The organism is Streptomyces sp. NPDC005574, from assembly GCF_040605435.1.
Lineage (GTDB): Bacteria > Actinomycetota > Actinomycetes > Streptomycetales > Streptomycetaceae > Streptomyces.
Map to the genome: position 1 here is coordinate 171869 of NZ_JBEXCW010000008.1, position 13628 is coordinate 185496.

Below are 13628 nucleotides of genomic sequence, written 5' to 3' on the forward strand. Positions count from 1 at the left end.
GCGCGGGCCGGCCCGCGGCCGTGGAGAAGCCCGGGCGGACCGAAGGCGGTGAGCGGCGCGTCGGTCCGGCCCGGGTACGCCGTCGCCCGGCCGGCGTCAGTCGCTCGTGAGGACGACCAGCCGCCGGGTCGCGCGGGTCATCGCGACATAGCGGTCGACGGTGCCCTCGATGCCGTCGCCGAACCGCTGCGGGTCGACGAGGACCACCAGGTCGAACTCCAGCCCCTTGGACAGTGCCGGCGTCAGTGACCGGACCCGGGACGTCGTCCGGAAGTCGGGGTCGCCGATGACGCAGGCGACCCCGTCGGCGTGGTCCGCGAGCCAGGTGTCGAGGATCGGCCGCAGCTCGGCGGTGGACCCGTGGACGACGGGTTGGCCGCTGCCGCGGACGGAGGTCGGCACGTCGGCGTCCGGGAGCGCGGCCCTGATGACCGGTTCGGCCTCCGCCATGACCTCTTGCGGGGTGCGGTAGTTGACGCTCAGCGAGGCCAGGCGGACCCGGTCGAGCCCGATGCGTTCGAGCCGCTCCTGCCACGACTGCGTGAACCCGTGCCGGGCCTGGGCCCGGTCCCCGACGATGGTGAAGCTCCTGGAGGGGCAGCGCAGGAGCAGCATCTGCCATTCGGCGTCGGTCAGTTCCTGTGCCTCGTCCACGACGATGTGCGCGAACGGACCGGCGAGCAGGTCCGCTTCGGCGGCGGGCGACGCGGCCTCGTCGACCAGGACGTCGTGGAAGTCCTCACCGCGCAGCATGGTCACCAGGCCCGTCCCGTACTCGTCGTCGGCGACCGCGATCAGGTCGTCGACGACCCTGGTCATGCGTTCGTGTTCGACGGCGACAGCAGCCTCGTGCCGCCGTCTGCGCCGTGACGCCTCGGGGTCGCCAAGCCGCTGCCGCGCCGCGTCCAGGAGCGGCAGGTCGGACACCGTCCAGGCCCGGGCGTCCGCGCGCCGCAGCGTCCGGACCTCGTCGGGCCGCGCGACCGTCACCGTGACCGTAGGCAACCCGATCCGCCGCCGCCGACGCGCCCACCCAGCCCCCGACCGCTTCCGCGCCTCCACCGCGCTCACAGTGCCGGCGGTCGGGTGGTGCTCTCCCGGATCACCAGTTCCGTCGCCACCTCCACGCGGGTCGTCTCCGGTTGTTCGCCGGACAGCAGGCGCAGCACCATCCGGGCGGCGAGCGCGGTCATGTCGGCGAGGGGGGTGCGGATCGTCGTGAGGCGCGGGGTGACCCAGTCGGCGAAGGGCAGGTCGTCGAAGCCGACCACGCTGACGTCGGCCGGGACGCGCAGGCCCAGTTCGGCGGCCGCCCGGTAGGTGCCGAGGGCCTGGTGGTCGCTGCCCGCGAAGATCGCCGTCGGGCGGTCGGGCAACGCCAGCAGCTGCAGGGCGTGTTGGTGCGCGAGGCCGTGGGTGAAGTCGCCGTAGCGCACGAGTCGCGGGTCGAAGGGCAGGCCGGCCTCGGCCAGTGCCGAGCGGTAGCCGTCGACCCGTGCCCGTGAGGTGAGCCGGCGCTCCGGGCCGCTGATGATCGCGATGCGGCGGTGGCCCAGCTCGACGAGGTGGCGGGTCGCGGCCAGTCCGCCGGGCCAGTTGGTCGCCCCCACCCAGGGCGTGCCGGGGGCGGGCTCGTCGATCGGGGTGACCAGCGCGTACGGGATGCCCAACCGGCCCAGCTCGTCGTGCTGTTCGGGTGTCAGTTCGGGCACCACGAGGATCGCTCCGCGGGTGGGGCGAGTGGCCAGCGAGTCCAGCCACTGCCGGGCGCGTCTGGTGCGGCCGTGCGTGGAGGAGACGACCATGCCCATTCCGGCGTCGTGCAGCACGTCCTCCGCGCCCCGGATGAGTTCCACCGCCCAGGGGCTGTCGAGCTCGTTGATGACGAAGTCGATCAGTCCGCCGGGCGGGGCCGCGGTGGCCGACGGGCGATGCTTCGCCAGATAGCCGTGCTGTTCGAGCAGGCGCTGCACCTTGGCTCGCGTCTCCGCCGATACATCGGATCTGTTGTGCAGCACCTTGGAGACCGTGGACACCGACACGCCTGCCTGTTGGGCGATTTCGGCCAGCGTGCGCCGCCTTCCCTGGTCGGATCTTGTCCCAACCGTTGACGTCATCGGATGAATCTCCTACGTTTCCGGGGCGATCGCGTTTTGCGAAACTTATCGCAATCCTCGTTCCCGGAATACGGCTCCCGGTGAAAAGGTGGTCCCCCATGAAGAGATGGCGTGCGGCTTCCCTGGCCGCGGCCGCGGCTCTGGTGCTCTGCGGATGCGGAGGAACCGGTGGCCATGCCGACGGCGGTTCGGGCGGCGGCAAAGGGGAGTTACTCGTCTGGGTGGACAACACCCGGATGCCCGCGGCCCAGCAGTACAAGAAGGATCACCCCGACCTGAAGATGCGGATCGTGACGATCCCGCCGGACGCCGGCTACGTGCCCACCAAGATCTCCCTCGCCAACCGGACCGGCAGCGGCTGGCCCGACGTCGTCTTCCTCGCCAACCCCGCCGAGGCGGCCACGCTCGCCGGCCGGAAGTTCGGCTACGCGGCCCCGCTCGACACCCTGGTCCCGAAGTCCGTCCGCGACGGCTTCACGCCGGGCTCCCTCGACACCTGCACCTTCGGCGGCAGGACGTACTGCCTGCGCAACGACATCGCCCCCACCGTCCTGTGGTACGACACGACCCTCATGCGGCGGTACGGCTACTCCGTCCCCACCACCTGGGCCGCGTACCAGCGCACCGGACTCAAGGCGGCGAAGGAGCATCCCGGCACCCTCGTCGGAGCCGTCAACGGCAAGTACGGCGCCGGTATCTACTTCGGCAGCAGCGGCTGCCCCACCCGCGACACCCTCAGCCTCACCAAGGTCCACATCGACCTGACCCGACCGGAGTGCACCCGGGTCGCCGACCTGCTGCAGCCCCTCGCCCGGGAGAAGGCCGTCACCACGGTCGTGCCCATCGACCCCGCCTTCTCCAAGTTCGGCAAGAACGAGAAGATCCTCATGCTGCCGGCCCCCGCCTGGTTCGGCGACTTCATGTTCGGCCCCGCCTTCAAGGTGCCCAAGGGCAGGATCGCCGCCGCCCCCATGCCGACCTGGCCCGGCGAGAGCAAGCCGTACGCCGGACAGGTCGGCGGGGGTGCCCTCCTCGTCTCCGCGCACGCCGGCGACCGCACCAAGGACGCCGCCGACCTGGTGCGCTGGATGACCACCGACGTGAACCTCCAGTCCAAGCAGCCCACTTACCCCGCCTTCGCGGCGGCTGCGAAGAAGTGGGGCGAAGCCAAGTCGAAGGACCCGTACTACGCCTCCGACCCGATGCCCGCCCTCTCGGCGGCGGCGAACGCCCTGCGCCCCGGCTTCGGCGCCGTCCGCTTCGAGGCCGACTGGCAGAGCAGCTTCAACGACACCCTCGTCAAGGCCTTCGACTCCGGCGGCGACGCGCGCGCCGCCCTGCGGAGTTGGCAGGACAAACTGGAGGCGGCGGCCAGGACCAGCGGGTACACGGCCGAATGAGGACGCTCACCGCACCCCGTCCTCCCGCGGCGGCCACCGCGGCGCCGGCCGCACCCCGCCGCCGGCGCCGCCTCGGCCGCGGAGCCGCGGTCTGGATTCTCGTCGGGCCCTACACGGTGTTCCTCGTGGTCTTCGGGCTGGCGCCCGCCGGATACGCCCTGTGGACCTCCTTCGTCCACGACGGCTCCTTCTCCGGCGGGCACGACTGGGCGGCCGTGTTCCGCGACTACCGGCTCGGCGACGCGGCCGCCCACGTCACGACGTATCTGCTGCTGTGGCTGCCGGTCCTGCTGCTGACCGTCCTGTCCCTCGCCTTCACCCTGCACGCCCGCCCCGGCCGCACCACGAGCGCCCTGCAACTCGTCTACTACCTGCCCGGCGCGGTCACCGGCTCGGCCGCGGCCCTGCTGTGGCTGTTCATGGTGAGCCCGGACAGCAGCCCCTTCTCCCCCCTGCTCAAGCTGATGGACGTCGGGAGCGCCACGGACGCCCTGTCCGGCGGGAGCCTCCTCGCCGTCCTCACCGTGATGGGCGTCGCGGTGCACGCGGGCGGCTGGATCGTGGTCCTGTACGGGGCGCTCAACGCCCTCCCGAGGGATGTCCTGGAGGCCGCGCAGGTCGACGGCGCCTCGGCGTGGCGCACCATGTGGCACGTCAAACTGCCCATGGTCCGCACCTACGTCGCGTTCGTGCTGATCTCCAGTTTCGCCTCCGGCAGCCAGGTGTTCGTCGAGCCGACCGTGCTGTCCACCGGCGCCCCCGGCCAGATCAGCCCCACCTGGTCCGTCAACCAGCTCGCCTACGTCTACGCCACCCAGGACGGCGACTTCGGCAAGGCCGCCGCCTTGTCCCTGGCCATGCTCGCGGTCGGTGTCCTGGCCGCCTGGATCGTGATCACCCGTACGCACATGTACGCCACCGACTCCTCCGACTCCCGGTGAGACGATGACCGTTCTCTCACGCGGCACCCGCGCCCTGTTCCTGTGCGGTGCCGCCGCCTTCTTCGGACTGCCCCTGCTCTGGCTGCTGCTGGCACCCACCCGCACCGCCGACGACCTGATGACCGGCTCGCCGCTCGGATTCGGCTCCCTGGGCAACGTCGGCGACGCCTGGTCGCACCTCACGTCGTACAACGACGGCGAGATCACCCTGTGGATCGGCAACTCGATCCTCTACGCGGCGGGCAGCGTGGCCCTCGCCCTGCTGCTGTGTGTGCCCGCGGGCTATGTGCTCGCCAAACACGACTTCGCCGGCCGCCGTATGCTCCTCACCCTGTCGGTGGTGACGATGATCCTGCCTCCCGCCGCACTGGTGCTCCCGCTGTACCTGGAGATGTCGGCACTGGACCTCACCGGCACCGTCTGGTCGGTGATCCTGCCCCTGTCGTTCTACCCCTTCGGCGTCTACCTGGCCTTCCTGCACTTCCGGGCGAACCTGCCCGACAGCCTGCTGGACGCCGGACGGGTCGACGGGGCGAGCGAGCTGCGGCTGTTCTGGTCGGTCGCGGTGCCCCTGGCACGGCCCGCCATCGCGCTGATCGCCTTCTTCGGCTTCGTGCGCTGCTGGACCGACTTCTTCCTGCCCTTCGTGATGCTCTCCGACGACCGCACCTTCACCCTCCAGCTCGGCCTCATGTCCCTGCTCCAGTCGACGGGCGCGGTCAACAACTCCAGCGGCTTCGCCGACCTCGACATCCACCAGCCGGAGGCGGCCCTGGCAGGGCTGGTGGCCTGCGCGCCGCTGCTGATCGGTTTCGTGCTCGCCCAGCGCTTCCTGCGCACCGGGCTGCTGGCCGGGGCGGAGAAGGGCTGATGGCCGACGTACGCTCCGAACTCGCCGACCACGTCCGCGACCTGGTGGCGCCCGTCGTTCCCCGCTTCAGCCCGGGCCGGGCGCGGGTCAGGCTCGGCGTGAACACCGCCATCCATGACGACACCGCCGCCGAACTGGAGTCGTTCGCCCGCCCGTTGTGGGGCCTTGCGCCCCTCGCGGCGGGCGGCCATGCCGTGCCGCACGCCGAGTTGTGGGCGCGGGGACTCGCGCACGGCAGTGATCCCGCCCATCCCGAGTACTGGGGCCAGCCGGCCGACCACGACCAGCGCCTCGTGGAGATGGCCGCCATCGGCTTCGCCCTCGCGCTCGCCCCGGAGCAGTGGTGGGACCCGCTGAGCGGCCCCGAACGCGACCGGCTGGCGCGGTGGTTGCGCAGCGCGCTGCACCGGGAGGTCTCCGACAACAACTGGCACTTCTTCCCGGTCCTCGTCGGCCTCGGCCTGGACCGGGTCGGGGTGTCCTACGACCACGCGCTGACCACCGCGCGTCTCGACCGCCTGGAGACCTTCTGGCTCGGCGACGGCTGGTACGCCGACGGCCCCACCGAACGGCGCGACTACTACGTGCCCTGGGCGATGCACTACTACGGGCTGTTGCACGACACCCTCACCGGCGGCGACCGCTTCAGGGAACGGGCCGCCCGGTTCGCCCTCGACTTCCGGCACTGGTTCGCCGACGACGGCGCCGCCGTCCCCTACGGCCGCAGCCTCACCTACCGCTGGGCGCAGGCCGCCTTCTGGGGCGCGCTGCCGTTCGCCGGTGTGGACGCCCTGCCGTGGGATGTCGTCAAGGGGTACCTGCTGCGGCACCTGCGCTGGTGGCGCGGACGGCCGGTGAGCGGACCCGACGGCCTGCTGTCCATCGGCTACGGCTACCCGCAGCCGGCGCTGGCCGAGCAGTACAACGCGCCGGGTTCGCCGTACTGGTCGCTGAAGGCGTTCCTGCCGCTGGCCCTGCCGGAGCGGCACGCGTTCTGGACGGCGGAGGAGACGGAGCCGCCCGTCCTGCCCACCGTCAGCGCGCAGCCGCACGCCGGGGCGGTCCTGATGCGCGCCTCCGGTGACGTCACCCTGCTCGCCGGCCGCCAGCACCATCCGTGGGTGCGGCACGGGGCGGAGAAGTACGCCAAGTTCGCCTACTCGTCCCGCTTCGGCTTCAGCCTGCCCGGCGGCGGCCTCGGACTCGAACAGGGCGCCCACGACTCGATGCTGGCGCTCAGCGACGACGGCGGGGCGCACTACCGGGTGCGCGAGGAGCCGGCCGCGTCCTACGTCACCGCGGACACGGTCCTCAGCACCTGGCACCCGTGGCCCGACGTGGAGATCACCACCTGGCTGACGGCCGCAGCGCCCTGGCACGTGCGCACCCACCGCGTCCGCACCGGCCGCGCCCTGCACAGCGCCGAGGGCGGCTTCGCCGTCGACCGGGACGCGGCCACCGACCGGGGCGCCGGGCCGGCACAGGCCCGGGTGTCGGCCCCCGCGGGACTCACCGGACTGCGGGACCTCGACGGCCGGCGCCGGGGCGAGGTCGTCGACTGCCTGCCCGGTACGAACGTCCTCGCTCGCCGCACCGCGATGCCCGTGCTCAGCGGCCGGCTCCCGCCCGGCGAGCACTGGCTGCGCTGCGCCGTGCTCGGCGCACCGGCCGGCCCCGAGGCCGAGAACGCCTGGCGACACCCCCCGACCACCGCACATCCGACGACTGGAGACGGGACATGAGACTGAGACACCTGTCCGTGCTGGCCGCCGTGACCGCGCTCCTGGCCCTGCCGGTCCAGGCGCACGCGGCGACACCCGGCCAGACCTACCACGTGAGCACCAAGGGCAGCGACCACGCGTCCGGCTCGCAGAGCCGTCCGCTGCGCACCATCGGCGCCTGCCTGGACCGGGTCCGCCCCGGCGACACCTGCCTGATCCACCACGGCACCTACCGTGAACAACTCACCCCGCCCTCCGGCACCGAGAGCGCCCGGATCACCCTCGCCGCCTACGGCTACGGCACGGTGACCGTCGACGGGACCGAGCCCGTGACCGGCTGGAAGAACGCCGGCGGCGGACTGGTCGCCACCGACACCCGGCTGCCCCTCGACCCGGACTTCAACGCGGTGTTCCTGGACAACACACGGGCTGCGGAGGGTCGTTGGCCCAACTCCGGCGCCGATCCGCTGAACGCCACCTGGGCCGAGGCCGACACCACCTCCACCGACCAGCACATCGACGACACCGACCTGCCCGACGCCGACTGGACCGGCGCCACCGTCCACCTGTGGGCGGGCTCCAACCCCTGGGCCCAGCAGACCGGCACGGTCACCGCCGCCGCACACGGCCAACTCGACTTCAAGGGCGGCAACTACCGCTGCCCGCCCCTGTGCATGGGCAACCAGACCTACCGCAACTACTACCTCGTCGGATCGAAGGCGGCCCTCGACCAGCCGGGAGAGTGGTACTACGACCGCACCGCGCACCGGCTGTACCTCGTCCCCCCGAAGGGCGGCCTCGCCGGACACACGGTGACCGCCAAGCACCGGCTGTGGGGCGTCGACCTGAGCCACAGCTCCCACGTCACCGTGCGCGGCCTGAACCTGCGGGGCACCTCCCTGCGAACGGGCGCCGACAGCACCGGCGTTGTCGTGGACGCCCTGCACGCGACCGACATCTCCGAGTTCTCCACACTGCCCATGCCGGCCGACAGCGACCTCGCCATCCCGCCCTTCGAGGGCCACATCGTGGCCTCCCGCATCCTCGACTCGGGCGTCCAGATCCTCGGCAGCGGCAACACCCTGGAACACAGCGAGATCAGCCGCTCGGCCGGAAACGGCGTCCTGGTCCGCGGCACCGGCAACACCGTCACCGACAACTACGTCCACGACGTCGGCTGGATGGGCAGCTACACGCCCGGCATCGAGATCAACGGCAACGGCCACGCGGTCACCCACAACACCATCCGGCGCACCGGCCGGGCCGCCATCGACACCGCCTGGCAGCTCAACGGCACCGAGTTCCACGACAACCGCATCGCCTACAACGACCTCTCCGAAGCGATGCGCACCTCCCGCGACGGCTCCCCCTTCTACGTCTGCTGCAGCCTCAACGGCTCGGGAACCTCCATCGACCACAACACCGCGCACGACGCCGACGGCCAGAACGGCCTCTACGTCGACAACTACTCCGGCCACTTCAGGCTGCACCACAACGTCGCCTGGAACACCGGCAGTCGAGGCGTGTTCTTCAACGGCCACACCGGTCCGAGCATCGCCAACGAGGACCACAACTCCAGCTACGGCGTCGGCATCAACGTCAACTCCGTTTCCCTGGGCGGCGCGACGGACGCCTCGGGGTCGTACTTCAGCAACATCGTGGGGCCCAAACCGGTCAGCGCCACGAAGACCGGCGATCCGCTGCCGGTGGTCCGCTCCAACCTGATCAGCGACCGGCCCGGCTACACCGACGCCGTCAACGGCGAACTGTGGCTGACGCCCGGCTCACCCGCCATCGACGCGGGCGAGACGATCGACGGCATCACCACCGACGTCGTGGGCGCGGCCCCCGACCAGGGCGCCTACGAGTACGGGGCGCCCGTCTGGTCGACGGGCTGCGACCTGCCAGGCTGCCAGCAGCGGGTACGCCACGGCAACTGGACCGCCACCGCGAGCGACGGCACGGACGCGTCCGCCACCGTCGACGGCGACATCAACACCCGCTGGACCGGCGCCGCGCCGCAGAGCGCCGGGCAGTCGCTGACCGTCGACCTCGGCGAGAGCAAGACCTTCCGCCGGCTCTCCCTCGACGCGGGCCGCGACACCAGCGGACAGCCGTACGGCTTCACGCTGTCCGTCAGCGGCGACGGCACGCACTTCGGTGACCCTCTCGCCCGGGTCTCGGGCCGCTCCTTCACCCAGGACGCGGTCCTCGCTCGCCGCACCACGGCCCGCTACCTTCGCCTCACCCTCACCGCGAGCGGACCGGCCCCCTGGGTCGTCAACGACATCCGGCTCTACGGCGACGGGCCCGACACCGCCTCGACGCTCCAGGCCGAACAGGCCACGTCGGTGCGGGGGACGGGACGCGGCACGGCGGCCACCGGCGTCCTCGGCTCCGGTGACCGGCTGGGCTTCCGCTCGGCCGACGTCCGCGGCCGCCACCTCACCGTGCGTCTCGCGCCCGCCTGCGCCGGCCACTGCTCGCTCCAGGTCCGCCTCGACGCGGCGGACGGTCCGGTGGCCGCGGTGGTGCCCGTCACGGGCACCGCCGGCTGGCAGGAACAGTCGGTGACCCTGCGACGGGCGATCACCGGCACGCACGACCTCTATGTGGTGGCGAAGGGGGACGGCCCGGTCGCCGCGCTCGACTGGCTGACCCTCCGCTCCTGACGCACCGCACCACACCACGCACGGACCGGGCAGCGGGCACCGAACCCGCTGCCCGGTCCGTGCGTGCGCGGCGGCCCGCCACCGGACCCCGCGAACGGGACCGACCCTCGCCGCGTGGCGCCGGCCGGGCGTGCGGCCGGGGGGCGCCGGACGCACGATGGACTCAGACCGCCCGCCCGGGCGGGGCTCCGCCAGGCCGCGCCGGCGTTCCCGGTGCCGTAGCACCCCGGCCCTCCACCCCCCGCGGACCGGGCCGGACCGCGGTGCGCCCCCGCGTGCGCCGCACCATGAGGAGCAGTCATGGACGACTACCCGCCGATCGCCGACCACGGACTGGTCGGCGACCTGCAGACCGCGGCACTCATCGCCGCCGACGGCACGATCGACTGGTGGTGCGTCCCGAGGTTCGACTCCCCCAGCCTGTTCGCCTCGCTGCTCGACAGCGACCGCGGCGGTCACTGCCGGCTCGCCGCCGACGCCGGGGACGAGGTCACCGTCCGTCAGCTCTACCTGTCGGACACGGCCGTGCTGGTGACGCGCTACATGGCGCCCGACGGCGTCGGTGAGGTCGTCGACTTCATGGAGCCCGACCCCTCCACGACACCGTCCGCCACGCACCGCCTGGTCCGGGTGGCCCGTGTGGTGCGCGGCAGCCTGCCGTTCGAGCTGATCTGCCGGCCCCGCTTCGACTACGGCCGTGCCGATCACTCCCTGGACCGCCTCGACGAGGGGTCCGTCCTGTTCCGGGGCCCCGACACCGACCTGCACCTGCAGGCCACCGCCCCGGTCGAACTCCGGCCCGACGGCAACGACGTCACCGCCCGCTTCACCCTGCACGCGGGCCAGCGGGCCGCGATCGTCCTCACCAGCGAGAGCGGCGACGCCGGTACCCGCGGCGGGCGCCCCGGCGGCGCGGCCCCCGACGCCGAGTCGGTCACCGCGTCCTTCGACGCCTGCCGCACCTTCTGGCTGACCTGGCTGCGCTCCTGCCGCTACCGCGGCCGCTGGCACGAGATGGTCATGCGCTCCGCGATCACCCTCAAGCTCCTCACCTACGCCCCCACCGGCGCGCCGATCGCCGCCGCCACGATGGGGCTGCCCGAGCAGGTCGGCGGCGAACGCAACTGGGACTACCGCTACACCTGGATCCGCGACGCCTCCCTCTCGGTCCGCGCGCTGATCGACCTGGGCTTCACCGACGAGGCGAACGCCTTCCGCCGCTGGCTGCGCGCCCGCCTGGACGCCGGTGCCGGCACCTCGGGAGAACCGCTGCAGATCATGTACCGCGTCGACGGCGAACCCCATCTGACGGAGGAGATCCTCAGCCACCTGGAGGGCTACCGCCGCTCCGCCCCGGTCCGGGCCGGCAACGCCGCCGCCGACCAGATCCAGCTCGACATCTACGGCGAGGCCGCCTACGCCCTCGCCCAGGCGGGGGACATCGGCGGCATCCGCGGCTGGAAGGTCTTCGCGGACGTCCTGGACTGGCTGGCCGAGCACTGGGACCGTCCCGACGAGGGCATCTGGGAGACCCGCGGCGGCCGCCAGGACTTCACCTACAGCCGGCTCATGACGTGGGTGGCGTTCGACCGCGGCGTGGAGCTCGCGACGGCCCACTCCCGCCCCGCCGACCTGGCCCGCTGGGTCACCGTCCGCGACACGGTCTTCCGCCAGATCGTGGACCGCGGCTGGAGCGAGAAGCGCCGCGCCTTCGTGCAGCACTACGACACGGACGTCCTCGACGCCTCCCTGCTGCTCATGCCGCGCGTCGGGTTCATCGCCCCGACCGACCCCGACTGGCTGACCACCCTCGACGCGATGGACACGGAACTCGTCAGCGACAGCCTCGTCTACCGCTACGACCCGGCCGCCTCCCCCGACGGCCTCCAGGGTTCCGAGGGCACCTTCAACCTGTGCAGCTTCCTCTACGTCCAGGCCCTCGCCAAGGCCGGCCGCATCGACCAGGCCCGTTACGCCTTCGACAAGATGCTCACCTACGCCAACCACGTCGGGCTCTTCGCCGAGGAGATCGGGCCGTCCGGTGAGCAACTCGGCAACTTCCCCCAGGCGTTCACCCACCTGGCCCTCATCGACGCGGCGATCGCGCTGGACGAGGAACTCGACCGAAAGGAGGGCCTGCCCCCCACTGGCCGGCTGAACCCACGACAGGACGCGAGGTACGCGGGACCATGACCGAGCGGACACCACCGGCCGGTTCCCGCACCCCGTCGCGGGCCGGCCCGGGCGGGCGCGTGCTGGCCCCCCTGGCCCTGGCGCAGTTCATCTGCAGCTTCGCCGGGTCGAACATGAACGTGATGATCAACGACATCAGCGACGACCTCGACACGACCGTCCAGGGCGTCCAGGTCGCCATCACGATCTTCCTGCTGGTCATGGCCGCGCTGATGATCCCCGGCGGCAAACTGACCGACATCCTGGGCCGCAAACGCTGCTTCCTGATCGGCCTCACCGTCTACGGGGCCGGGGCGGTGCTCAGTGCCGTCTCCCCCGGGCTCGGCGTGCTGATCCTGGGCAACTCGATCCTCGAAGGTGTCGGGACCGCCCTGCTGATCCCACCGGTCTACATCCTGACCACCCTGCTCTTCACCGACCTCACCTCACGCGCCCGCGCGTTCGGCATCGTGATGGCCGCCGGCGGCGTCGGGGCGGCGGCGGGGCCGCTCATCGGCGGTCTGATCACCTCGGCGATCAGCTGGCGCGCGGCGTTCGTCTTCCAGGCGCTGGTGATCGTGGTGATCATCGTCCTGAGTCTGTCGCTCGACGATCCGCTGCCGCCCGACCCGGGCCGGCACTTCGACGTCCGCGGCGCCGTGCTCTCCGCGGCGGGTCTGGTGCTGATCGTGACGGGCATCCTCGCCGCCGACGACAACCTGTGGCTGATGGCCGGCCTGTTGGTGGCGGGAGCGCTCGTCCTGGTCTGGTTCCTGCGGTGGGTGCGCGGCGAGGAGCGGGCCGGGCGGGAACCGCTGCTGTCGACCGGCCTGTTCCGCGACCGCGTGTCCAACCTCGGCCTCGTCACCCAGAACGCCCAGTGGCTGCTGCTCATGGGCACCTCGTTCACCGTGGCCGCGTTCCTCCAGGTCGTCCGCGGCTACGACGCCGTACAGACCGGCGTGATCTTCACCGCGGCCACCGTCGGTCTGCTGGCCTCCTCGCTCGCCGCCGAGCGCCTGGCGAAGCGGTGGTCGCAACGCACCCTGATCATGGCCGGGTTCGTGCTGTCCGTCGTCGGGATCGGCGTCCTGATCGCCCTGGTCGCGGGCTCGGCCGGGCCCTGGGCGTTCGCTCCCGGCCTGCTGTTGATCGGTCTCGGGCTGGGCGTGATGCTGACTCCCTCGGTCAACGTCGTCCAGTCCGCGTTCCCCGAGAAGCGCCAGGGGGAGATCTCCGGCCTCTCCCGCAGCGTGTCCAACCTCGGGTCGTCCTTCGGCACCGCCATCGCCGGCACGATCCTCGTCGCCGGCCTGTCGAAGAACGCCTACGCCACCGCCATGGTCGTCCTCGCCGTCGTCGGGCTCGGTGGCCTGGCCGCCGCCGCCTTCCTCCCGCGGGCCACCGCGCCGACCGGGCAGGACCGGCGGACCGCCCCGAGCCGGCCACGGGGCCCGGGCGGGTGAACCGAGGACGCTAAGGGCTGTCCCGTAATCCCCGGCGGGCGCACGACGCCAGCTACGGCACCTCGCCGCGTTGTCGGATCGCCCGCATACGCCCAGTATGAGGACGACCCTCCGCCTTGCGATGCACCGCATCTGACGCCGCGCGCTGACCCACCGCGGATTACGGGACAGCCCTTAGCTTGATCTTTAACGTTCGGCGTCGAATGGCAGGTCGAACTTGATCACTCGGTCCGGTAACTGTCGTACACGGAGGCGGCCTTCGTCTGAA

At 72.0% G+C, this 13628-nt stretch carries 8 protein-coding genes and 1 pseudogene; 7 read left to right on the forward strand and 2 right to left on the reverse strand.

Annotation, left to right across the window (positions count from 1 at the left end; translation table 11 throughout):
* Positions 1-96 precede the first annotated feature (96 nt).
* Positions 97-972, reverse strand: a pseudogene (locus ABZT03_RS08970) (AAA family ATPase); the annotation flags it as partial.
* A gap of 95 nt (positions 973-1067) precedes the next feature.
* Positions 1068-2117: a LacI family DNA-binding transcriptional regulator gene (locus tag ABZT03_RS08975; protein ID WP_356035548.1), complete on the reverse strand. Its 1050-nt coding sequence runs from the start codon at positions 2115-2117 to the stop codon at positions 1068-1070.
* 98 nt (positions 2118-2215) lie between these two features.
* Between ABZT03_RS08975 and ABZT03_RS08980 the strand changes: the two genes are divergently transcribed.
* The 7 genes from ABZT03_RS08980 to ABZT03_RS09010 all read left to right on the forward strand — a co-directional run bounded on the left by ABZT03_RS08980 (position 2216) and on the right by ABZT03_RS09010 (position 13360).
* Positions 2216-3517 carry an extracellular solute-binding protein gene (locus ABZT03_RS08980; RefSeq protein ID WP_356035550.1) on the forward strand — a complete coding sequence of 434 codons (1302 nt, stop codon included), beginning with the start codon at positions 2216-2218 and terminating at the stop codon, positions 3515-3517.
* Positions 3514-4458, forward strand: coding sequence for a sugar ABC transporter permease (locus ABZT03_RS08985; protein WP_356035553.1), 945 nt, complete (start codon positions 3514-3516; stop codon positions 4456-4458). The genes ABZT03_RS08980 and ABZT03_RS08985 overlap by 4 nt, the downstream gene beginning before the upstream one ends.
* Before the next feature lie 4 nt (positions 4459-4462).
* Positions 4463-5329, forward strand: coding sequence for a carbohydrate ABC transporter permease (locus ABZT03_RS08990; RefSeq protein WP_356035555.1), 867 nt, complete (start codon positions 4463-4465; stop codon positions 5327-5329).
* Positions 5329-7071, forward strand: a complete 1743-nt coding sequence (locus tag ABZT03_RS08995) for a DUF2264 domain-containing protein (RefSeq protein WP_356035558.1) — start codon at positions 5329-5331, stop codon at positions 7069-7071. The genes ABZT03_RS08990 and ABZT03_RS08995 overlap by 1 nt, the downstream gene beginning before the upstream one ends.
* Positions 7068-9722: a discoidin domain-containing protein gene (locus tag ABZT03_RS09000; RefSeq protein ID WP_356035560.1), complete on the forward strand. Its 2655-nt coding sequence runs from the start codon at positions 7068-7070 to the stop codon at positions 9720-9722. The genes ABZT03_RS08995 and ABZT03_RS09000 overlap by 4 nt, the downstream gene beginning before the upstream one ends.
* A 300-nt stretch (positions 9723-10022) precedes the next feature.
* Positions 10023-11915, forward strand: a complete 1893-nt coding sequence (locus tag ABZT03_RS09005) for a glycoside hydrolase family 15 protein (RefSeq protein WP_356035563.1) — start codon at positions 10023-10025, stop codon at positions 11913-11915.
* Entirely contained in the window at positions 11912-13360 is a 1449-nt protein-coding gene (locus ABZT03_RS09010) for an MFS transporter (RefSeq protein WP_356035566.1), read from the forward strand. Before ABZT03_RS09005 ends, ABZT03_RS09010 begins: the two co-directional genes overlap by 4 nt.
* Positions 13361-13628: the final 268 nt, after the last annotated feature.